This window comes from Actinokineospora lacus (assembly GCF_053813445.1).
Window position 1 is genome coordinate 752,795 of record NZ_JBQERA010000003.1, and the last position, 21,566, is coordinate 774,360.

Sequence of the window (21,566 nt, forward strand, 5' to 3'; positions counted from 1 at the left end):
ATCTGCCTGTTTCGGGCGTCGACATCCGCTCCGGCCGACTCCGACACCGACGTGTGCACCACCACAAACGGTGGGATGCGCGCGGAGTCTATTGGTAAAGCGAAGGCCGCCCGCCAGCCGTCCCGCACCGTGCACGTACTGTAACGGTTCATCTAGCTTATTGTGACCAATCTCTCTTGATCATCTTCGTCACGCGAACAGCGGAACCCGGGGCTGTCGACCCGGTGTGCGAAGCTCGGGGGATGGGTGCGCACCGCGGTGATCTGCTGCTCACACGCGTCCTGGCCGGACTGCCCGCCGACGAGGACCCGATCACCCACGTCGCCGAGCTGCCCGAGCGCGCCGAGCTGACCGTGCCGTGGCCGGAGTGGACGCCCGCCGAGCTGCGCGCGGCGTTCGGCGAGTGCGGGGTGGCCGCGCCGTGGGCGCACCAGGCCGAGGCCGCCGAGCACGCCCACGCCGGGCGCAGCGTCGTCCTGGCGACCGGGACGGCCTCGGGCAAGTCGCTGGCCTACCAGCTGCCGGTGATCACCGCGCTGCTCGGCGACCCGAAGGCCACCGCGCTGTACCTCTCGCCCACCAAGGCATTGGGCGCCGACCAGCTGCGCTCCGTCGGGTCGCTGGGACTGGCGGACCTGCGCGCGGCGTCCTACGACGGGGACACCCCGATGGCCGAGCGTGACTGGGTCCGCGCGCACGGGCGGTGGGTGTTCACCAACCCGGACATGCTCCACCGCGGCGTCCTGCCCGCGCACAGCCGGTGGGCGCAGTTCTTCCGCAACCTGCGGTACGTGGTGATCGACGAGTGCCACACCTACCGCGGGCTGTTCGGCTCGCACGTGGCGCTGCTGATGCGGCGGCTGCGGCGGATCGCGGCGAAGTACCGCTCGGCGCCGGTGTTCGTGCTGGCCTCGGCCACGGTGTCCGACCCGGCCGCCTCGGCGACCCGGCTGTCCGGTGTGGACTGCGTCGCGGTGACCGAGGACCACTCCCCGCGCGGGTCGCGCACGGTGGCGCTGTGGGAGCCGCCGCTGACCGAGCTGACCGGCGAGAACGGCGCCCCGGTGCGCCGCTCGGCGGGCGCTGAGGCGTCACGAATCCTGGCCGACCTGGTGATCGAGGGGGCGCGGACGCTGGCGTTCGTCCGGTCGCGGCGCGGGGCCGAGCTCGCCGCCCTGGGGGCGAAGCGAATCCTGTCCGAAGTGGATTCCTCGCTGGCCGAGCGGGTGGCGGCCTACCGGGCGGGGTACCTGCCCGAGGAGCGGCGGGCGCTGGAGGCGGCGCTGGCCTCGGGGTCGCTGCTGGGCGTGGCCACGACCAACGCGCTGGAGCTGGGCGTGGACATCGCCGGGCTGGACGCGGTGGTGGTCGCCGGGTACCCGGGCACGCTGGCCTCGTTCTGGCAGCAGGCCGGGCGGGCGGGCCGCGGCGGCGATGGCGCGCTGGTGGTCTTCGTCGCGCGGGACGACCCGCTGGACACCTACCTGGTGCACCACCCGCGGGCGGTGCTGGAGCGGCCGGTCGAGGCGACGGTGACCGACCCGGGCAACCCGTACGTGCTGGCCCCGCAGCTGGCGTGCGCCGCGGCCGAGCTGCCGCTGACCCCGGCGTGCCTGCCGGACTTCGGCCCCGAGGCGGCCGGGGTGCTGGAGGAGCTGGTGGCCGACGGGGTGCTGCGGCGCCGTCCGTCCGGCTGGTACTGGACCGCGCACGAGCGCCCGCACGGCGACGTCGACATCCGCGGCTCGGGCGGGGAGCAGATCGCCCTGGTGGAGGCCGACTCCGGCCGGATGCTGGGGACGGTCGGGGCGGGCAGCGCGTGCGCGAGCGTGCACCCCGGGGCGGTGTACCTGCACCAGGGCGTGTCGTACGTGGTGGACGAGCTGGACCTCGACGCCTGCCTGGCGATGGTGCACGAGGAGTCCCCGGAGTGGACGACGTCGCCGCGCGAGGACGTCGACATCACCGTGCTCAAGGTCCTCTCGCGGCGGGACTTCGGCACCGTCACGGTCTGCTTCGGAGAGGTCGCGGTCACCTCCCAGGTCGTGGGCTACCTGCGGCGGCTGCCGTCCGGGGAGGTCCTGGACCGGGTGCCGCTCGACCTGCCCGCGCAGACCCTGCGCACCCGCGCGGTCTGGTACACCGTCGCGTCGCTGCCGCTGGACCCCGCGGCGGTCCCCGGGGCCCTGCACGCCGCCGAGCACGCCGCGATCGGCCTGCTGCCGCTGTTCGCCACCTGCGACCGCTGGGACATCGGCGGGGTGTCCACGGCGCTGCACCCGGACACCGGCCACCCCACGGTGTTCGTGCACGACGGCGCGCCGGGCGGGGCGGGCTTCGCCGAGCGCGGCCACGCGGCGCTGGCGGCGTGGCTGGGCGCGACGTGCGAGGCGATCAGCCTGTGCGAGTGCCCGACGGGGTGCCCGTCGTGCGTGCAGTCGCCCAAGTGCGGCAACGGGAACGAGCCCCTGGACAAGGCGGGCGCGGTCACGGTCCTGCGGACGGTGCTGGCGGCGCTGGGCGAGGCTCGATGAGGTCCCAGCAGTTGCCGCACAGGTCGCGGAACACGACGACGGTGCCGTAGGGCTCGTGGCGGGGTTCCTCGTCGAACACGACGCCGTGGGCGCGCATCCGCTGGTAGTCGCGCTGGAAGTCGTCGGTGGTCAGGAACCACCCGACCCGTCCGCCGGTCTGCTCGCCCACCCTGGCCGCCTGCTCCGGCGTCGAGGCCCGGGCCAGCAGGATGCCGGTCTCCCCGCGCGGCGCGACGACCACCCACCGCTTGCCGTCGCGGGGGGTGTCCTCGCGCAGCGTGAAGCCGAGGGCGTTGACGAAGAAGTCGATCGCCTCGTCGTAGTCGCGGACGACGAGTGTCACCAGTGCGAGCATGGGCACATGGTGCCGGACGTGGCAGCGCGCCGGGGCGCGTCGGAGGTTCGGTCCGACGCGCTCACCGGCGCGCTGAGTGCCGCCGAGCACTGGCGGGCGCCTGCTACCTGAGTCCACTGTGGCCAGATCGGACGGATCGGCGGGGAGTCACCCCGCGCTGCGCCGCGCCGGAAGGCGACGGTCATCAGCGCGGGCGGTCATCCCGGGGCGGGTTCACCGACCACGGCCGGGCGGGGCCGCGTGTGTCCGGTGGCCACGAGCGGTCTGGGAGGCGCGGCCGCCTGCATGTGACGCTCGGCAGGCGACCTGTCCGGCGCACACCGCCGAGGGCGGGAGTGTGGCAGTGGCGCGCGGGACAGGTTGGTTCTGCGGCTGGGCGGGGGATTATGGAGGAGGTCTCCCCGCCCAGCCGCAGTGGTCACTGTTGAGTTGTCTGCCTCGAGCCCGCTCAGTCAGCGGCGACGAGCGAGCCGATCAGGTTGTGCACGGGCGCGCCCAGCGCCTCCAGCAGCGCGTCCTCGACGACCCGGGCGTGCGGGAGCACCCAGTTGCACACCTCGGGCTTGACCCGCCAGTGCACGACGCCGTGGCGCACCGGGCTCGGCGGCAGCGAGATCCAGTCACCGTCGGCGTGCAGCGTGACGCCGTGCTCGCCGAGCAGGCCGCGGTGCAGGTCGCCGCCGGAGCGGGTGAGGAACAGCCACCGGCTCTCCGGCGTGGCCACGATGGGCACCGGCAGGCCGAAGGTCCGCAGCACCCGGGCGGCGCGCCTGCCGAGGTCGCCGTCGACCCCGATGGCGTCGACACCGGTGCCGGTGGCCAGCAGCAGGCTGTAGGGCTTGCCCGCCCACCAGGTGGCGACCTGGGTGGCATCGGTGCCGACCCGCTGGCGCCACTCCGGGTGCACCGGCACGGGTCCGTCGGCCTCGACGCCGTCGCGACCCGCCCAGCCATCGGCGGTGGGGTAGGTGCCCGGCAGGACCGACCAACCCTTGAGCGCGAGCCCGATCGCCTCAGCACGCAGTTCGGGCCGGAACGCCCGGCGCCAGGTATCGGACCTTTCGCTGTCCAACATCTTTGGTGGAGCCTCCTCGCGGTGCGGACCCCAGGTCTCGGCGTCCTGTGACCTACTCAACGGCATCACGGGGCACCCAGGGAACTTGCAGTCGACAACTGGTCGTTATCGCGAGGTGAAGTGTTCACACCTGTCCGGGCAACTGAAGGCGAAAAGACCGGTCACCGTATTCGACCTGCTCACACGTCCGAGTAACCCCGCCCTCCGTCCTCAGTGACCTCCCGCGCTCGATGTGACGTTCATGACCAGCCCAAACAGCGCTCTACTTTGTGTGTGACCCCTCTCACCAACTGGAGAACCACCCCGAACCGCCTGCCGTTCGCCGCGCCCGACCAACCGCTCGGCCCGTTAAAGCGCCGCGCCGACCGGCAGGCCGGGGTTGCGACTTCGCCCCCACCGAAATCCCACCGTCCACCGGCCCCGCCCGAGCAGAGACCTCAGCCCAGCCAAAAGCAGGCACCCGCCGGGCAACGCGCACGGTGACCTCCAGCCCGGACACCTCACACACCCGCAGCTCGGCACCCATCCGACTGACCACCTCCTCCGCCCGCGCACACGCGACCCCCACCCCGGACCAGGCGTGCGCGGCCCCCGCCAGCGCCGCCAGATCCGCCGCCCCCGCGGCCCGATGCCGCCCCACCACCGCCGCACCGACCCCCACCACCGCCGCGAGCAGCGCGGCCAAGGCGGCGACCGCGACCGCCGCCCACACCGTCGCGACCCCCTCGTCCCCACTCCCATCGGAAGCTGCGCTGCTGGCAGGGCTTGCGCTGTCGGCGAGGCTTGCGCTGCTGGCAGGGCTTGCGCTGTCGGCGAGGCTTGGGTTGCCGGGAGGCGCCGGGCTGCCATTGGGCTCCGGGTCGTCATGGGGTTTGGCCATCGCCCTCTCCTTGTTGTGCGCCGGGTTCCAGGGCGGCGTGGGCGTCGGCGCGGAGGCGGAGGCCTGGCAGCACGCGGGCCGCGGGGGCCTCGACGTGGACAACGACGGTGTCGTCTGTGTAGGTGATGCGGACCTCGGCACCGGCTGGGGCCAGGTGTTCGGCCGCCGACCGCGCGCGCTCGGGGTCGCCGCGGGCGGCTTGGCGGGCGGCTTCCCGGGCGGCGTCGACGCAGCGGATCTGGTCGATGGCCGCCGAGCCGCCCGCCAGGACCAGCACGAGGACGAAGGCGAGGGTGGCGACCGCGAGCGCGGCCTCGACGGTGACCGCGCCACGGTCTGACCGCCCGTTCACTTGTCGTGGGTGAGGGCGTCGGTGATGAGCGAGGTCAGGCCGCTGCTGACCGTGTCACTGGTGACGATCAGGTAGAGCACCGCGGCGAAGGCCGCCGCCGCGACCGTGCCGATGGCGTACTCGGCGGTCGTCATCCCGGCGTCTCGGCGCAGCAGGCGTCGGAGGAGGAGGTAGGTGCGCATGGTTCGTCCTTTCAGAGCAGGTTGGTCGCCAGACCGACCACCACCGGGGCGACGCCCAGGCAGAGGAAGGCAGGCAGGAAACACAGGCCGAGCGGCCCGGTGATCAGCACGGCCGCCCGCTGCGCCCGCGCCTCGGCCGCGTCGACGGCCTGGTCGCGGACGCGGACGGCCAGCCCGCGGGAGAGTTCGGCCAGCGCGGTGCCGGAGCGGGCGCTGCGGCGGGCGCCCCGGGCGAGCGCGGCGGTGTCCGCGCACGCCAGGGCGGGCGCCCACGCGGCACCGGCATCAGCGCCGAGCGCGAGCAGGTCCGCGGTGTCCCGCAGCGCGGTGGTGATGTGCGGCGGGAAGTGGTCGGCCGCCGCGCGGACCGCGGTGGGCACCGGCATCCCCGCGGCGAGGCAGGCGGCCAGCAGGTCGAACCCGGCCGCGGTCGCCAGGCCACCGCCCGTCGGCGCCCGCTCCCGCCGCGGCCCGCGCACCGCGAGCCAGGCGATCGGCCCGGCGGCGAGCCCGGCCACGGGATGCATCACCACGGCGGCCAGTGCGCCGACAGCCATGCCGGTCACCACCGCCCGCGACACCGGGAGCGGCGAGCGCCGAGCGCCCCCGAACACCCGTCTCAGCCGGGCCGCAGCGGGGCGATGCGGCGCCCAGAGCAGGACGGCCGCGGCCAAGGCCACCAACGTGACAGTCATGGGTTCCTTTCCGGTCAGCGGAACAGTTGTGGGCGGGTGATGTGCTCGGACCACAGCAGTCCGGCGCCGATCAGCGCCGAGCCGAGCAGCAGGAGCAGTTGCCCGACCCCCGACCCGGCGAGCACGACCAGCGGCGCGGCGCCGCTGCCCTGGCCTAGCAGGACGGCCACCGCCGGGAGGCAGGCCAGCACGGTGGTGCTGGCGCGCGGGCCCGCCATCCGGGCCTCGACTTGGCGGGCAAAGCGCACCCGCTGCTCCAAGTCGACGCGGACGGCGTCGAGGACATCGGCCAGCGGCAGACCATGCTGGGTGGCCAACTGCCACGCCCGGCCAATGCGCGCACCCGCGGCATCGAACTCCGTGCTGGACAAGGGGTATTCCGCTTGCCCACCCAGGCGCGTCGCGGCAGCCGCCGAGCGCAGTGCGGCCGCGACGGCAGGCGGCGCGTCCTCAGCGGCCGACTCGGCCGCGACCACCGGCGACGCCCCGGCCCGCAACTCCGCCACCAATGCCCGCAGTGCCTCAGCGAGCCCGTCAACCGCGGTGAGCGCGGCGCGACCAGCCCGCCTGCCGACAATCGTGCGGCGGACGAGGAAGGCGAGCAGCAACCCCGCCGCAGCACCCGCCGGACCCAACAGCGGCCACGCGATGAGGGCGGCGGTCACCGGCACGGAGACCGCCGTGGCGGGCAGCCGCAGACGCCTCGGCGCCGCTCGGGCAGGCGGATACAGGTCACGAAGGCGTCGGCGGGCCAGGCCCGAGGGCCAGACACCGATCGCGGCGGCGAGCAGGAGCGGGGTGGCGGCGATCGACATGGCGATCCTCCGAGTTGTCGTCGCGAAGTTGAGCGAAGATCATCCTTGGTCCTCTGTGGTCTCTGGCGCAGTAGCGCGGCCAGGTGGAGATGGGGCTTCCACTGATCAACACCAAGGTGGGCGGCCCCGGCATCGGCCGACCGAGCCCAGCGTCAGACACCGATCGCGGCAGCGAGCAGAAACAGGTCGACGGCCGACATGGCGGTCCTCGACGTTGTCATTGCGAGGTTGAGCGAAGATCACCAGTCCTCCGCGGCGCCGCAAGTTGAATGAAGATCATCATTGGTCCTGTGCGGTTGTGGGGCGTAGGAGCGCGGCTAGGCGGGGGTAGGCGGGGGTGGGGTGTCCGTTGATCCAGACCGGGGTGGCGGTGACGGTGTCTTGGCGGTCGAGGAGGGCTATCTGGGTCAGGTGGCGGCGTGGGCCTGTGCGGGTCATGTGGAGTACCAAGTGGACGGCGGCGGCCAGTTGGCTGTGGAGGGCGTGGCGGGTCAGGCCCGCCAGGGCGCCCAGGGCTTCCAGGCGGGCGGGGACCTCGGTGGGGGTGTTGGCGTGGACGGTGCCCGCGCCGCCGTCGTGGCCGGTGTTGAGGGCGGTGAGGAGTTCGGCCACCTCGGGGCCGCGGACCTCGCCCAGGACGATTCGGTCGGGGCGCATCCGCAGGCTCTGGCGGACCAGGTCGCGCAGGGTCACCTCGCCCGCGCCCTCGACGTTGGGTGGTCGGGAGACCAGGCGGACGAACTGCGGGTGCCGGGGTTCCAGCTCGCCCGCGTCCTCGATGCAGATGATCCTTTCGGTGGGTGGGACAGCGGACAGCAGTGCGGACAGAAGGGTGGTTTTTCCCGAGCCGGTACTCCCGGAGACCAGGAATGCCAGGCGGGCGCGGATGATCGCGGTGAGCAGGTCGGCGGTGGTGGAGTCGAACGTGCCCAGGCGGACGAGTTCGGCCAGGGAATGCGCGGCGGGCCGCAGGACCCGCAGGGACAGGAAAGTGCACCCGGCGGCGATCGGGGGGAGCACGGCGTGCAGGCGCACCCGGGCTCCGGTGAGGGCCTCGGGCAGCCAGCCGTCGACGAACGGCTGAGCGTCGTCGAGCCTGCGACCCGCCGCCAAGGCGAGGCGTTGGGCGAGCCTGCGGACGGCGGCGGCGTCGGGAAAGCGAACGTCGGTCCGCCGCAGGCCCGCGGCGCTGTCCGTCCATACTTCGTCCGGTGCCGTCACGAGCACGTCGGTGACGCCCGGTTGGGACAGCAAGGGATCGAGCTGACCCGCCCCGACGAACTCCCGCCGCAGTTCAGCCAGGGCGGCGAGCATGTCGTCCTGCCCCACCACCCCACCGGAACACTCCCGCACCGCCGCGGCGACCATCGCCGCGGTCACCACCGCGCTGTCGCGCCGCGCCAGCCGTGACCGCACCCGGTCGGCCAGGTCAGGGTTCACGGCCGGTCACCGCCACCGGGGTCGACGGCCGCGTGCGAGTGACAAAGGTGCGCGAACGGACGTCGACAACACCCCCACGCCCACGACCGCACTGTCCAGCCAAAGCCCGCGCCGGGGATGGTCGGCCGAACCGGTGATCGCCGTCGCACGAACGGATCGCGGTGAGCAGTCGCGCCTGGTCGCGGCATCACGGTTCACCTCCCGGGACGGCGTCGAGGACTGTCCGGGCGGCGCGGGCCAGCGAGGCGCGGGGGCGGAACTCGCCGCGGTCCACCGATCTGGGGAGGTCGCGGTCGGAGCTGTAGGTGGCCAGCAGGGGAACCGATAGGGTGTCGGCTATCTCTTGTGGAGTGAGGCGGGACGGGGACGGGCCGCGGATGACCAGGCCGGTGCGGACGCCGCGGGCGCGGAGGTCGGTGGTGACCCGGTGGGCGGCGGCGCAGGAGCGGACATCGGCGGGGACGATGACCGCGGCGAGGTCGGCTTGGCCCAGGGCGGCGGTGACGGTCTCGCCGGGGTGGCGGGGCAGGTCGCACACCACCGTCTCCCCCGTCCGGCGGCCCGCCGCCACGACGGCTGACACGGCCTCCGCCGTGGGCCCTTCGCCCGCGCGGGCGCCGGAGAGGATCGTGAGGCGGGCGGTGCCCTTGGTGCGGCTCGGAAGCGCGGAGTGCAGGCTGGAGACGGGCACCCTGCCGGACTTCAGCCGCACGTCAGGCCAGCGCAGGCCGGTCGTGTGCTCGGCGCCGAGCACCAGGTCGAGGCCGCCGGACAACGGGTCGCAGTCGACCAGCAGGGTCGGCCTGCCCGCGTCCAGCGAGGCCAGCGCGAGGGCGGCGGCGAAGACCGACGCGCCTGCCCCGCCGGTGCCGCCGACCACGGCCACGACCGGACCCGCCCGTCCCGCAGGCGATTCGGCGGCGTCGGCGAGTGCGCCGACGAGCCAGGATTCACCCGCGGGCAGGGAGACGACGCGGGACGCGCCCAGGTCGACGGCGGCCGACCACGCCGCGGAAGTCGGCTCTCCCGCGCACACGACCACCACCGACTCACGCCTGGGCAGTCCCCGACAGGCAGCCGGATCGTCGACGATGACCAGCGGCGGACCAGTCCAGCGCGAGCGCAGTTCCACCGGATCGGCGACCCGGTCGAGCGGGCAGGACGCGGCCGCGGCCAAGCGGAGGACCTCGTCGGCGAGGGATTCCTCGCGCAGGTAGGCGATCGGGTGGGTGGCGGGCATGGTGGGCCTCCTCGGCTTTCGCGGTTCTGGCTCCACGATCGACTTGGCCCGGGGTGGCCCGCCAGGGTGTGGGTGGCGGCCTGTGGACAGTTCGGCCGCTTGTGGACAACTCAGCGGAATTGTCGGTGCGATGCGCCAAACTGGACGGGGACGTCCGTGCGCCGAGCGCGGGACGTGAAAAAGAGACGACCCCCGCCAGGGGGGAGGGGCGGGGGTCGTCAGCAGGTTCAGCCCCGGGGGGTCGGACTGAACCCTCCCGGCACGCGGCCGGGGTAGAGGTACTGTATCCCCTTCCCCGGTGCTGTTGGCCAGATACGGGAGAAGACAGCAGGATCTCCCGCCGATCCTCGCCCATACGGCGCGCCCGTCCTGCGCCATCCGGATCATCGCGCGCCCGGTCCCTATGCTGGCGGCCGTGCCCGACCCACAGTCGCCAGTCCGGACAGCGGCGTTCTTCGACCTGGACAAGACGGTCATCGCCCGGTCCAGCGCGCTGGCTTTCAGCAGGCCGTTCTTCCAGGGCGGGCTGATCAACCGGCGCGGTGTGCTCAAGAGCGCCTACGCGCAGTTCGTGTTCGCCATCTCCGGCGCCGACGCCGACCAGGTCGAGCGGATGCGGGCGCACCTGACCTCGCTGTGCACCGGCTGGGACGTCGAGCAGGTGCGGGCGATCGTGGAGGAGACCCTGTACGACATCGTCGACCCGCTCGTCTACGCCGAGGCTGCCGAGTTGGTCGCCGAGCACCGCGAGCAGGGCCACGACGTGGTGGTCGTGTCCGCGTCCGGAGAGGAGATCGTCGCCCCGATCGCCAAGATGATCGGCGCGACGCACAGCGCGGGCACGCACATGGTGGCGGTGGACGGCCGCTACACCGGCGAGATCGACTTCTACTGCTACGGCGAGAACAAGGCCGCCGCGATCCGCGCGCTGGCCGAGGAGCACGGCTACGACCTCGCCGCCTGCCACGCCTACTCCGACTCCAGCACCGACCTGCCGATGCTGGAGGCCGTCGGCCACCCGCGCGTGGTGAACCCGGACCGGGCGCTGCGGAAGGTGGCCGCGGAACGCGGCTGGCCGGTGTTGAACTTCACCAAGCCCATCTCGCTGCGCTCGCGCTTCACCGTCCCGTCCGGAACGGCGGTCGCCGTGACAGCCATCGGAATCGGCGCTGTCGCGACGGCGGGCGCGGCTTGGTACGGCTTCCAGCGAAGGAAGAAGCGCTAGCTGTCCCACGCGGACAACCCGAGTAGCGGTATTCCGCGCGGGCCTGGACACGGCGTGTCGCGGCCGTCTGTACCGGTGCACCCGAAAGTGCCCTTGAAGTGACCTTCGCCACTGGGTAGAAAGGAAGTGCGGACTTCGGATCGGCCAGGGACGGAACGAAGAGAAGTTCCACTCCACCCCGGTTCGGACTCCGTGCGTGAGCACCGAGCACCCACGCGCAGCACGCCGCGGGAGGCACGTCGTCAAGGGACTGCGTACCGGGACGCCGGACGCCGAGTCCAGGTCGGTACGACAACGTTGCACGCTTGGTAACTCGAGTGGCTCACGCTGCGGACTTGGGCGGTTCCACCAATGGTGGGGCCGCCCAATCCCTGTTCCGGCATCCTCCGTCTGCCGCGTTGACCGCACGAGGAGTCGTGAGTAACTTCCAGGGGGAAGTCATTTCTGGTGAACAATTCCCCACCAGGAGGCACGGTGCCCCCCTCCCGATCCGCGCTCGCCGCCGTCGCGGCCATGACAGCCGCGGCTGCCACGGTCGGCGCCGTCGCGATCACCCCACAGGCCAACTCCGCCACCCTCGCCGGGCCCGCGGCCACCACCGAGGTGGGCTGGGTCGACGCGGCGCTGCGCCGGATGACCCTGGAGCAGAAGGTCGGCCAGCTGTTCGTGGCCTCCGTCTGGGGCAAGTCGGCGACTGAGGCGCACCCGACCAACATGGCGCGCTACGGCGTGGCCACCCCGGCCGAGGTGGTGCGCCGCTACCAGCTCGGCGGCGTCATCTACTTCAACAACAGCGGCACCGACAACATCGACAACCCCGCGCAGCTGGCGGCCTTCTCCAACGGCCTGCAACGTGCCGCGCTCGGCGCCGCGCCCCACGTGCCGCTGGTCGTGGCGATCGACCAGGAGGGCGGCAACGTCACCCGGGTCGAGGCGCCCGCCACCGAGTACCCCAGCGCGATGGCGCTGGGCGCGGGCCGCAGCACGGTCGACGCGCAGACCGCCGCCGCCATCAACGGGCGCGAGCTGCGCGCGATGGGCGTCAACCAGAACTTCGCCCCGGTCGCCGACGTCAACTCCAACCCGCTCAACCCGGTCATCGGCGCCCGGTCCTTCAGCGCCGACCCCGGCCTGGCCTCGTCGATGGTGGCCGCCCAGGTGCGCGGCTACCAGGACGGACGCCGCTTCGAGACGGTCTCGTCCTCGGCCAAGCACTTCCCCGGCCACGGTGACGCCGCGACCGACAGCCACACCGGGCTGCCCGCGATCAACCGCAGCGCCGAGCAGTGGCGCGCGGTGGACCTGCCGCCGTTCCAGGCCGCGATCGACGCGGGCATCGACTCGATCATGACCGCGCACATCCAGTTCCCCAGCCTGGACCCCACCGGCGTCCCCGCGACGCTGAGCAGGCCGATCCTGACCGGGCTGCTGCGCGACGAGCTGGGCTACGACGGCGTGATCGTCACCGACGCGCTGGGCATGCAGGGCGTCCGGGAGATGTTCGGCGACGCCGAGATCCCGGTGCTGGCCCTGGAGGCGGGCGTCGACCAGCTGCTGATGCCGGTGGACCTGACGCTCGCCATGGACTCCGTCCTCGCCGCGGTGCGCAGCGGGCGGATCAGCGAGGCGCGCGTCGACGAGAGCGTGCGGCGCGTCCTGACGCAGAAGTGGCAGCGCGGGATCATCGCCCACCCCGTGGTGGACGAGAGCGAGATCGACTCCCGGGTGGGCACCCCGCGGAACGAGGCGGCCGTGCAGGCGCTGACCGACCGCACCGTGACGCTGCTGCGCAATGACGCCGGTGTCCTCCCGCTGAGCGCGCCTTCCCGCGTACTGGTGGCCGGTGTGGGCGACACGGTCAACTCGGCCAAGTCGCCGCAGCAGCTCGCCGCCGCGCTCGGTTCGACAGCCACCGCGCTGCCGACGGGCACCCGGCCGTCCGCGACGGTGATCGCCCAGGCCGAGGCCGCCGCGGCCAACGCCGACGTGGTCGTCCTCCTGACGAACAACCTGTCCGCCTTCACCCAGCAGCGGACCCTGCTGACGCGGCTGATGGCCACCGGGAAACCGGTCGTCGCCGTGGCCACGCAGGTCCCCTACGACGCCGGGTTCGTCGCGGCGCCGACGTGGCTGGCCACCTACTCCTGGCGCGGGGTGTCGATGAACTCACTGGCGAAGGTGCTCATGGGCGAGACCAGCCCACGCGGGAAGCTCCCGGTCGCGGTGCCCGACGGCGCCGACCCGACGCTCATCCGCTACCCCTTCGGACATGGGATCAGCTGGTGAGGCGCCGCCGGTTCCTCGCGGCGTCCGCCCTGGCCGCGCCACTGCTGAGCAGCGCGGCGACCACGGCCCACGCCTCGCCCGCGCAACGCAACCGCCCGGTCGTCCCGGGCGCCGACGTCCTGGCCGAGCAGGGCTGGGACCTGCTGGCCGGGCGCCGGGTGGGCGTGGTGTCCAACCCGACCGGCGTCCTGCGCGACGGCACGCACATCGTCGACGCGATGCCGCGCCCCCTGGCGGTGTTCGGGCCCGAGCACGGTTTCCGCGGCACGGCCCAGGCGGGCGGCTCCGAGGGCGACTACCTGGACCCGCGCACAGGCGTCCCGGTGTACGACGCGTACGGCGCCAGCGCGGCCAAGCTGGCGGCGCAGTACACCAAGGCGGGCGTGGACACGGTCGTCTTCGACATCGCCGACGTGGGCGCGCGCTTCTACACCTACATCTGGACCATGTACACCGCGATGCACGCCGCGGTCATCGCCGACGCGGCGTTCATCGTGCTCGACCGGCCCAACCCGGTCGGCGGCCAGCCGTACGGCCCGAAGCTCGACCCGGCGTACGCCTCCGGCGTCGGGCGCAAGCCGATCGTGCAGCAGCACGGCATGACCGTCGGCGAGCTGGCCCGGTTCTTCGACGCCGAGTACCTGCCCACCGACGCGGGCAAGCGCTTGCGCGAGCTGACGGTGGTCGAGGTGCGCGGTTGGCGCCGCGACCAGGTCTACGAGGACACCGGCCTGTCCTGGGTGCTTCCCAGCCCCAACATGCCGACCCCGACCACGGCCCTGGTCTACCCCGGCACCTGTCTCTTCGAGGGCACCGTGCTGTCCGAGGGACGGGGCACCACGCGTCCCTTCGAGATCATCGGCGCGCCGGGCATCGACTGGCGGTGGGCCGAGGCGCTCAACGGCCTGCCCAACGTCCGCTTCCGCGAGCAGTACTTCACCCCGACCTTCGGCAAGTTCACCCGCGTGGCCTGCGGCGGCGTGCAGGTCTACCCCGAGCGCGGGTTCGACGCGATCGGCACCGCCGTGGCCATGATCCTGGCCGCGCGGCGGCTCTACCCGGAGGTCTTCAAGTGGCGTCCGGACAACTTCATCGACCTGCTCACCGGCTCCGACCGGTTCCGCCGCATGGTCGACGCGGGCGCGGACGCCGAGTCGATCACCGCCGCCTGGGCGGGTGAGCTGGCCGATTTCACCAGGCTCCGAGAACCGCATCTGCTGTACCGGTGAGGAGAGGGTCATGGCTGGGGGACTTCGCAGGGCAGTGGCGCTCGCCGCGGTGGCGGTGTCGGTCGCGGGCAGCGCGGCGACGGCCGAGCCCGCGCGGGACATGAGCCGGTTCGACCGGCCGCACCACGGTTTTGCCAATACGACGCTGAGGGAGGGCACACCGGCGTCCGTGGGCCTGGACCCGGCGCCGATCGAGTCGGCCGCCGCGGCCGTGGCCAACTGGACCCGTCCGGCCACCGGGCGGCCCCTGTTCGCCGGGGCGGTCACCCTCCTGGTCCACGACGGGGCCGTGGTCCACCACTCCGCGGTCGGGCAGGCCGTGCGGTACCAGGACGGCGCGGGGACCGAGCTGCCCGCCGAGCAGCAGGTGCCGATGCGGTTGGACACCGTGTTCGACCTGGCGTCGGTGAGCAAGCTGTTCACCTCGCTCGCGGTGATGTGCCTGGTCGAGGACGGCGCGATCGCCGTCAGCGACCCGGTCGCCGCGCACGTGCCGGAGTTCGCCGCGGGCGGCAAGGCCGCGATCACCATTGAGCAGCTGCTGACCCACACCTCCGGTCTGGAGCCGTGGATTCCGCTGTGGCGCAACTGGCCGGACCCGGAGTCGCGGGAGCTCGCGGCGCTCCAGCGGGCCCCGGTGAACGCGCCGGGCAGCCGCTACGTGTACTCCGACCTGAACCTGATCGCGCTGGGCGTGCTGGTCGAGCGGGTCTCCGGCCTCGGGCTCGACGCGTTCCTCGCCCAGCGGATCACCGGCCCCCTGGGGCTCTCCGACACCGGCTACAACCCCACCGCGGTCGAGCGGACCGCGGCGACCGAGTACCAGGCCAGCCCGCCGCGCGGCATGGTCCACGGCGAGGTGCACGACGAGAACGCCTGGTCGCTCGGCGGGGTGGCCGGGCACGCCGGGGTGTTCTCCACGGCACGCGACCTGGCCGTGCTGGGGCAGACGATCCTCAACGGCGGCGTGTACGGCGGCACGCGGGTGCTGAGCAAGGACAGCGTGCGGGCCATGCTGACCGACTACAACACCGAGTTCCCCGGCAACGCGCACGGCCTGGGCTTCGAGCTGAACCAGCGCTGGTACATGGGCGGGCTCGCGGGCCCGGACACCGCCGGGCACACCGGGTACACCGGCACCTCGCTGGTGATCGACCCGGCGTCGCGGTCGGTGGCCATCCTGCTGACCAACCGCGTGCACCCGAGCCGCGCCTGGGGCTCGATCAACCTGGCCAGGGAGACGGTGGCCACCGGCCTGGCCAGGGCGATGGCGGTGCCGCCCCGATCGAGCGCGACGAGCTGGTTCACCGCGCAGGCCGACGCGAGCACCGCGACGCTGACCACCCCCGAGCTGACCCCACGAGGGCCGGTGCGGGTGGCTTTCGACGCCTTCGTCGACACGGAGGCGACTGATCCGCTCACTGTGGAATACACAGTCGACGGCGTGGAATGGCGGACCGCGGTCCTCAATGCGGAGGGCAGGGGCGCCCCGATCGGCGAGCAGACCGGCTTGGCCGGTTCCGGGCACCGCAGTTGGTGGAGCGTCCACGCGGAGCTGCCCGCGGCGGAGTCGATCACCGTTCGCTGGCGGTCCACTACGGACAGTCGTTACACCGGACGGGGAATTCACGTAGACCGGATCGTCGTAACTGATGGTTACGACACGCTGCTCAACGGTGAGAAAGAACCACACCTGATTCGTCCGTACGGGTGGTCGAGCGAAACTCGTTGACCGTCGAGTGCTAACAATCCGCGTTCGTCCGACGATGCGGTGAACAAGCCCTCGACCGGGGCGACCACCCTTGTGGACACATTTAGGTAGCGTTGCACCTGAGTGTGATGCTTCGCCTTGTTCTCCCCGTACACTGTTAGTAAGTTTCCCACGTGAGTGCGAGTCATATGACGCCAGAACACAGCGAGTCAAGCCCCTTGGTCCGCATTCGCTCGCTCCTGCCCGGTTTGGCCAGGGCGGAGCAGCGGGTGGCCAAGGTCGTCCTCGACAACCCGTCCACTGTGGCGCGGCGCAGCATCACCGAGGTCGCCGAGGCCGCCGGGACCAGCGAGACCACGGTCACCCGGTTCTGCAAGGCGATCGGTGTCGGGGGCTACCCCGAGCTGCGCATCGCCTTGGCGGCCGACACCGCCCGGACCGAGATGCGCGTCGACCGCGACCTCGGCGGTGAGATCGACCCCGCCGACGACCTCAAGACCGTCGTCGGCAAGGTCACCTTCGCCGACGCCCGCGCGGTCGAGGAAACCGCGGCGCAGCTCGACATCGAGGTGCTGGCCCAGGTCGTCGCCGCCATCTCCACGGCGCGGCGGGTCGACGTCTACGGGGTGGGCGCCAGCGCGTTCGTGGCCGCCGACCTGCAGCAGAAGCTGCACCGAATCGGCCGCACCAGCTTTGCCTGGAGCGACACCCACATCATGCTGACCTCGGCCGCGGTGCTGACCGGTGAGGACGTGGCGGTGGCGATCTCGCACACCGGGGCGACCACCGACACCGTCGAGGCGCTGCGGGTGGCCCGCGCGCACGGCGCGACCACGGTGTCGCTGACGAACTACCCGACCTCGCCGATAGCCGAGGTGTCGGACCACGTGCTCACCACCGCGGCGCGCGAGACCACGTTCCGCTCGGGCGCGACGGCCAGCCGCATCGCGCAGCTCACGGTGGTGGACTGCCTGTTCATCGGCATCGCCCAGCACCACATCGACCACTCGATCACCGCGCTCAACGCGACGAGGGACGCGGTCTCCGCGCACCGCTTGGAGACCAGGCACGACGGAAGGCGCAAGCCCCGGGAGACCGGGAAATGATCAGAGGTGCGCGGGGAAGGGGATAGCGAGATGACCGTGCCACGACAATCGGTGCACGTCGACTCACCCACGGAGCGGCGCAACCCGCGCACCACGGAGATCGACAGGATGCCCACGCTGGACATCCTGCAGCTGATCAACACCGAGGACCGCCTGGTCCCCGACGCCGTGCACGCCGCGCTGCCGCAGCTCGGCCGTGCCGTCGACCTCGCGGTGGCGGCGCTGCGCTCGGGCGGGCGGGTGCACTACGTCGGCGCCGGGACCTCGGGCAGGCTCGCCACCCTCGACGCCGCCGAGCTGCGCCCGACCTTCGACGTGCCCGACGGCTGGTTCGCCGTGCACCACGCGGGCGGCGAGCGCGCGCTGGTCACCGCGGTGGAGGACGCCGAGGACGACGACGACGCGGGCGCCGAGGCGATGGCGGAGGTGCGCGCGGGCGACTTCGTGCTGGGGCTGACCGCGTCCGGCCGCACACCCTTCGTCCTGGGCGCGCTGGTCGCCGCGCACGACCAGGGCGCGAGTACGGCATTGGTGTCGAACAACCCGAACACCGCGCTGCCGCCAGGGGTGGACGTGCTGGTGGCGGTCGACACCGGGCCGGAGGCCATCGCCGGGTCCACCCGGATGAAGGCCGGGACCTCGCAGAAACTCGTGCTGACGTCGTTCAGCACGGCGGTGATGGTGCGGATGGGGCGCACGTACACCAACCTGATGGTGAGCCTGCGCGCCACCAACGCCAAGCTGCGCGGCCGGACCCTGCGCATCCTGCGCGAGGCCACCGGCCTGGGGCTGCAGGAGTGCTCGACGGCGTTGAGCGAGGCGCACGGCGACCTGAAGGTCGCCATGGTGCACCTGCTGTCCGGAGTGGACATCCGGAGCGCGGCGCAGGCGCTGGCCAGCAGCCAGGGCCACGTCCGGCAGGCACTCGGCCTGCTCAACGCCCACGCTGTCTAGCCGGCGGCGTCGGCGATGCTGGTCGCCTCCCGCGCGCCGTCGCTGATGCCCTCGCAGACGAACACGACCCACTCGCCGACCGCCTCGCCCGAAGCGAACCCCTCGGCCGCGGCGCGGTACCGCTCGGCGCGGCGGAGGTAGAACACCTCCGGGACGCCGAGGCCCTTCGGGTCCAGCCCGGTGGCGATCATTGTCAAGCGCGCGGCGGACCGGGCGACCACGCCGTTGGCGCTGTCGAAGGGCGCCAGGGCGAGCAGTTCGCCGTGGACGACGGCGGTGAGGACCGGACCGGGCACCGACGTGCCGCCCGCGACCAGGTCGGCGAGGAGTTCGAGCCGGGCGCCCGCGGTGCGCGGCCTGCCGAGGGCGTCGGGGTCGGCGAGGTCGGCCGCGGCCAGCACGTGCAGCCGGGCCAGGGCCTGCAGCGGCGCCCGCTCCCAGGTCGGCAGCAGGGGGCCGAGCGCCTCGGCGACGCGCAGCGCGCCCGCCAGGACCGGGTCGGAGACCTCGCCGTCGGCCGGGATGTCGGTCGCGCCCCCGTCCAGGGCCGCGGAGGCCCGCGCCGCCCGGACCGACGCCTCGGCCGACGTGGTGGGCCAGCCGCGCCGGTTGGCCTGGTGCCGGTGCACCTCGGCGACCGCGTCCCGCGCGGCGGTGACGGCGTCGCGCACGCCGGGGAGATCGAGCAGCGGAGCCAGGGGGTCGGTCATTCGCCGGACCCTACCGGCGGGACAAGTGGCTATTTGAGATCCGTGAGAAGTGGCCGGTGTTCAAGGCCACTTTGCCGGTTACCGTCGTCTTCGTGAGCGACTGGACGACCCTGCCAACCCTCGTCGGCGACCACGTGCGCCTCGCGCCGACGACGCCCGCCGACGCCCCCGGCCTCTACGCCGCGGGCGCCGACCCGGGGATCTGGACGTGGCTGGGCAAGCGCCACCCGACCGCGCCTGCCGAGATGGACGGCCAGGTCGCCGAGGCGCTGGCCGACCCGACGCGGTTCCCGTTCACCCAGTTCGCGCCCTCGGGAGAAGTCGCGGGCACCACGTCGTACTACGAGATCGACGTCAAGAACCGCGGTCTCTACATCGGACACACCTGGATCGGCGCCAAGTGGCAGCGGACGGCGCTGAACACCGAGGCGAAGCTGCTGCTGATGACCCACGCCTTCGAGACCCTGGGCGCGCTCAGGGTCGGCTGGCACACCGACGTCCGCAACGAGCGCTCGCGCCGGGCCATCGAGCGGCTGGGCGCGCGCCAGGAGGGTGTCCTGCGCTCGCACCGCATCCGTCCTGACGGGACGATCCGCGACACTGTCGTGTACTCGGTCGTTGTCGAGGAGTGGCCCGAAGTAAAGGGACGGCTCACCGCACGGCTCTTCTAGGCCGTGCTCACATCTGAAACACGGCCTAGTGCGGGGAGTCCACGCCTGCCGGGGCTGAGGTCAGGCGGATCTGGTTGCGTCCGCCGTTCTTGGCCTCGGCGAGCGCGCGGTCGGCGCGGGCCTGCAGGGTGGCCAGGTCCGTGCCGTCCACAGGGGACAGCGCGATGCCGCCGGAGACGGTGAAGTGGCCGACGCGCTCGGTGCCCGCGCCGCGGGCCGGGGTGAGCTCGACGGTCATCGTCTCGACGGCGCGGCGCACGCGTTCGGCGACGGTCCACGCGTCGGCCCGGCCCGTGTTGGGCAGGACCAGGGAGAACTCCTCGCCGCCCCAGCGGCAGACGAGGTCGTCGTGGCGGACGTTGGCGCGCACGACATCGGCGAACCTCTTGAGGACCTCGTTCGCGCCCAGGTGGCCCAGGCGCTCGTTGACCCGGCGGAAGCCGTCCAGGTCGAGCATCAGGACGGCGGTGGGCCTGCGGCGGGCCTGGTCGGCGACCAGGGCCAAGGCGGCGGCGGGGTTGAAGCCGCGCTGGTTGGCCAGCCCGGTGAGCGGGTCGTGCAGGGCGTCGGCCTCGAACCGGTCGCGCTCGCGGGCCAGCTCGGCGATGCGCTGCGCGCGCCGGGTGACGCCGGTGGCCACGGCGGCGACGGCGACCAGCGGGGCGCCGTGGCCGACGCCCGCCGACCAGGCCGCGATGACACCCAGCGCCAAGACGACCAGGAGGTCCCCACCGTCGTCGCGGCCGGTCACCACGTCGGTCCAGGCGCTGGTGCCGCGCAGGACGCGCCCGGCGCCCGGGACCAGCCGCCAGACGAGCCAGAAGGCGGCCACGGCGGCGGCCATGCCCAGCGCGGCGCCTGCCAGCGCGGCGGGCGGCACCGAGCCCGCCATGATCCACTGCCGGGCCGGGGTGGCCACGGCGATCGCGTGCGCGGCGACTGCGGCGGCGGTCAGGGCGCAGGCGGCCACGATGTGGCGTCCCAGCGCGCCGCGCACGAGCAGCAGGCTGCGCCCCGCGACGACGATGGCGGGCACCAGGGCCAGCGGGGTGGGCAGCACGACCGCGCCGCCGAGGACCCACACCGCGCCGTGGTCGACCCGGTCGAGGCTGAGGTGGGCGACGCGGCGGCGTTCGTGGGGCGGCCGGGTGGCCTCGGCGTGCATGAGGGCGGCGGCGACCAGGACCAGGGCGAGCCACCAGGCCTCGGGGTCGGCGCGGCCGGGGCGCAGGGCCCAACCGATGCCGACGACTCCGCAGCCCGCCGCCCACACCACGCACGCTGACGCCCGGAAGCGGGCGCCGAACACGGATCGGGTGCTCATACTCCCCCTTACGCGACGTTCTGCCACCCGGAGTGACGCAACGCCGCCCGGCTACCCCTCCCCAGGGGAGCCGCGTCACCACGTCCGGGCGAAGGGCGGGCACCGCACGTGTCCTGCCCCTGACCTGAGCCGCACCGGTCACCACGGTACGTCTTCGTGGCGTTACTTTCCGCCGATTCCGGCAAGGCCAACCGAACGGAGCACGCCCGGCGCATTGGTCTATACCTATGCGGGGCCGAACTGTCGAGTCAGCAGCGTTGGGTCTAGATTCGTGCCGATCCGGTGCGGCGAACTTGCCCTGACGAGGAGGTCACCCATGACCGAGCATTCCGGCCCGCGCCCGGCGCTGGACAACCTGTCGACGGAGACACGGGTGTTCCCGCCGCCGGACCAGGTCGCCGCCGAGGCGAACGTGCGCGTCGACGCTTATGGGCGGGCTGTGGGTGATCGGTTGGGGTTCTGGGCGGAGCAAGCACACCGGTTGCAGTGGTCCCGCGAGTGGAACGAGGTCCTGGACTGGTCCGACGCCCCGTTCGCGAAGTGGTTCGTCGGCGGAACACTCAACGTGGCGGTCAACTGCGTCGACCGCCACGTCGAGGCCGGGAACGGGGAGCGGGTCGCCCTGTTCTGGGAGGGCGAGCCGGGTGATGCCCGCACGGTCACCTACGCGCAGTTGCAGACGATGGTGTGCAAGGCCGCCAACGGATTGTCATCGTTGGGGCTGGTGGCCGGGGATCGTGTGGCGATCCAGATGCCGATGCTGGTCGAGGCCGTCGTCGCGA

20 protein-coding genes are annotated in these 21,566 nt (G+C 72.8%); 9 read left to right on the forward strand and 11 right to left on the reverse strand.

Going from position 1 to position 21,566, the window contains the following annotated elements:
* The first annotated feature begins 242 nt into the window (after positions 1–242).
* Positions 243–2,534 carry a DEAD/DEAH box helicase gene (locus ACTG9Q_RS11660; protein WP_455572689.1) on the forward strand — a complete coding sequence of 764 codons (2,292 nt, stop codon included), beginning with the start codon at positions 243–245 and terminating at the stop codon, positions 2,532–2,534.
* Here the strand turns inward: ACTG9Q_RS11660 and ACTG9Q_RS11665 are convergent.
* The 9 genes from ACTG9Q_RS11665 to ssd all read right to left on the reverse strand — a co-directional run bounded on the left by ACTG9Q_RS11665 (position 2,488) and on the right by ssd (position 9,568).
* Positions 2,488–2,889 (reverse strand): VOC family protein, encoded by a 402-nt coding sequence (locus ACTG9Q_RS11665; protein ID WP_455572690.1) that lies wholly within the window; start codon positions 2,887–2,889, stop codon positions 2,488–2,490. The two genes, ACTG9Q_RS11660 and ACTG9Q_RS11665, sit on opposite strands and share 47 nt — an antisense overlap.
* A 448-nt stretch (positions 2,890–3,337) precedes the next feature.
* Positions 3,338–3,964, reverse strand: a complete 627-nt coding sequence (locus ACTG9Q_RS11670; protein WP_455572691.1) for a bifunctional DNA primase/polymerase — start codon at positions 3,962–3,964, stop codon at positions 3,338–3,340.
* Positions 3,965–4,247: 283 nt separating this feature from the next.
* On the reverse strand, positions 4,248–4,844 hold the full coding sequence (locus ACTG9Q_RS11675) for an Rv3654c family TadE-like protein (protein ID WP_455572692.1): 597 nt from the start codon (positions 4,842–4,844) through the stop codon (positions 4,248–4,250).
* A complete protein-coding gene (locus ACTG9Q_RS11680) occupies positions 4,828–5,196 on the reverse strand; it encodes a TadE family type IV pilus minor pilin (RefSeq protein WP_455572693.1) in 369 nt (122 codons plus the stop codon). Before ACTG9Q_RS11680 ends, ACTG9Q_RS11675 begins: the two co-directional genes overlap by 17 nt.
* On the reverse strand, positions 5,193–5,378 hold the full coding sequence (locus tag ACTG9Q_RS11685) for a DUF4244 domain-containing protein (RefSeq protein WP_455572694.1): 186 nt from the start codon (positions 5,376–5,378) through the stop codon (positions 5,193–5,195). The genes ACTG9Q_RS11680 and ACTG9Q_RS11685 overlap by 4 nt, the downstream gene beginning before the upstream one ends.
* A gap of 11 nt (positions 5,379–5,389) precedes the next feature.
* Positions 5,390–6,073: a type II secretion system F family protein gene (locus ACTG9Q_RS11690; protein ID WP_455572695.1), complete on the reverse strand. Its 684-nt coding sequence runs from the start codon at positions 6,071–6,073 to the stop codon at positions 5,390–5,392.
* 14 nt (positions 6,074–6,087) lie between these two features.
* A complete protein-coding gene (locus ACTG9Q_RS11695) occupies positions 6,088–6,888 on the reverse strand; it encodes a type II secretion system F family protein (RefSeq protein ID WP_455572696.1) in 801 nt (266 codons plus the stop codon).
* Positions 6,889–7,167: 279 nt separating this feature from the next.
* Positions 7,168–8,328 (reverse strand): TadA family conjugal transfer-associated ATPase, encoded by a 1,161-nt coding sequence (locus ACTG9Q_RS11700; RefSeq protein WP_455572697.1) that lies wholly within the window; start codon positions 8,326–8,328, stop codon positions 7,168–7,170.
* A gap of 187 nt (positions 8,329–8,515) precedes the next feature.
* A complete protein-coding gene (gene ssd, locus ACTG9Q_RS11705; protein ID WP_455572698.1) occupies positions 8,516–9,568 on the reverse strand; it encodes a septum site-determining protein Ssd in 1,053 nt (350 codons plus the stop codon).
* 403 nt (positions 9,569–9,971) lie between these two features.
* On the opposite strand from ssd, the gene ACTG9Q_RS11710 reads away from it, so the two are divergent.
* The 6 genes from ACTG9Q_RS11710 to ACTG9Q_RS11735 all read left to right on the forward strand — a co-directional run bounded on the left by ACTG9Q_RS11710 (position 9,972) and on the right by ACTG9Q_RS11735 (position 18,079).
* Entirely contained in the window at positions 9,972–10,793 is an 822-nt protein-coding gene (locus ACTG9Q_RS11710; protein WP_455572740.1) for an HAD family hydrolase, read from the forward strand.
* Between the two features lie 513 nt (positions 10,794–11,306).
* The gene (locus tag ACTG9Q_RS11715; RefSeq protein ID WP_455572741.1) at positions 11,307–13,079 is read left to right on the forward strand and encodes a glycoside hydrolase family 3 protein; all 1,773 of its coding nucleotides are present in this window, start codon (positions 11,307–11,309) and stop codon (positions 13,077–13,079) included.
* Positions 13,076–14,308 carry an exo-beta-N-acetylmuramidase NamZ family protein gene (locus ACTG9Q_RS11720; RefSeq protein WP_455572699.1) on the forward strand — a complete coding sequence of 411 codons (1,233 nt, stop codon included), beginning with the start codon at positions 13,076–13,078 and terminating at the stop codon, positions 14,306–14,308. The genes ACTG9Q_RS11715 and ACTG9Q_RS11720 overlap by 4 nt, the downstream gene beginning before the upstream one ends.
* 10 nt (positions 14,309–14,318) lie before the next feature.
* A complete protein-coding gene (locus ACTG9Q_RS11725) occupies positions 14,319–16,040 on the forward strand; it encodes a serine hydrolase domain-containing protein (RefSeq protein WP_455572700.1) in 1,722 nt (573 codons plus the stop codon).
* Between the two features lie 167 nt (positions 16,041–16,207).
* Positions 16,208–17,125: a MurR/RpiR family transcriptional regulator gene (locus ACTG9Q_RS11730; protein WP_455572701.1), complete on the forward strand. Its 918-nt coding sequence runs from the start codon at positions 16,208–16,210 to the stop codon at positions 17,123–17,125.
* Positions 17,126–17,155: 30 nt separating this feature from the next.
* Positions 17,156–18,079 (forward strand): N-acetylmuramic acid 6-phosphate etherase, encoded by a 924-nt coding sequence (locus tag ACTG9Q_RS11735; protein ID WP_455572702.1) that lies wholly within the window; start codon positions 17,156–17,158, stop codon positions 18,077–18,079.
* Here the strand turns inward: ACTG9Q_RS11735 and ACTG9Q_RS11740 are convergent.
* Positions 18,076–18,789, reverse strand: a complete 714-nt coding sequence (locus ACTG9Q_RS11740) for an oxidoreductase (RefSeq protein WP_455572703.1) — start codon at positions 18,787–18,789, stop codon at positions 18,076–18,078. The genes ACTG9Q_RS11735 and ACTG9Q_RS11740 overlap by 4 nt on opposite strands.
* Positions 18,790–18,881: 92 nt before the next feature.
* On the opposite strand from ACTG9Q_RS11740, the gene ACTG9Q_RS11745 reads away from it, so the two are divergent.
* Entirely contained in the window at positions 18,882–19,460 is a 579-nt protein-coding gene (locus tag ACTG9Q_RS11745; RefSeq protein ID WP_455572704.1) for a GNAT family N-acetyltransferase, read from the forward strand.
* A gap of 25 nt (positions 19,461–19,485) precedes the next feature.
* Here ACTG9Q_RS11745 and ACTG9Q_RS11750 read toward each other — a convergent pair whose 3' ends face one another.
* A complete protein-coding gene (locus ACTG9Q_RS11750) occupies positions 19,486–20,784 on the reverse strand; it encodes a GGDEF domain-containing protein (protein WP_455572705.1) in 1,299 nt (432 codons plus the stop codon).
* A 316-nt stretch (positions 20,785–21,100) separates the two neighbouring features.
* Here ACTG9Q_RS11750 and ACTG9Q_RS11755 point away from each other — a divergent pair.
* Positions 21,101–21,566 (forward strand): acetyl-coenzyme A synthetase N-terminal domain-containing protein (locus ACTG9Q_RS11755; RefSeq protein WP_455572706.1); only part of this gene is annotated, 466 nt, incomplete at its 3' end.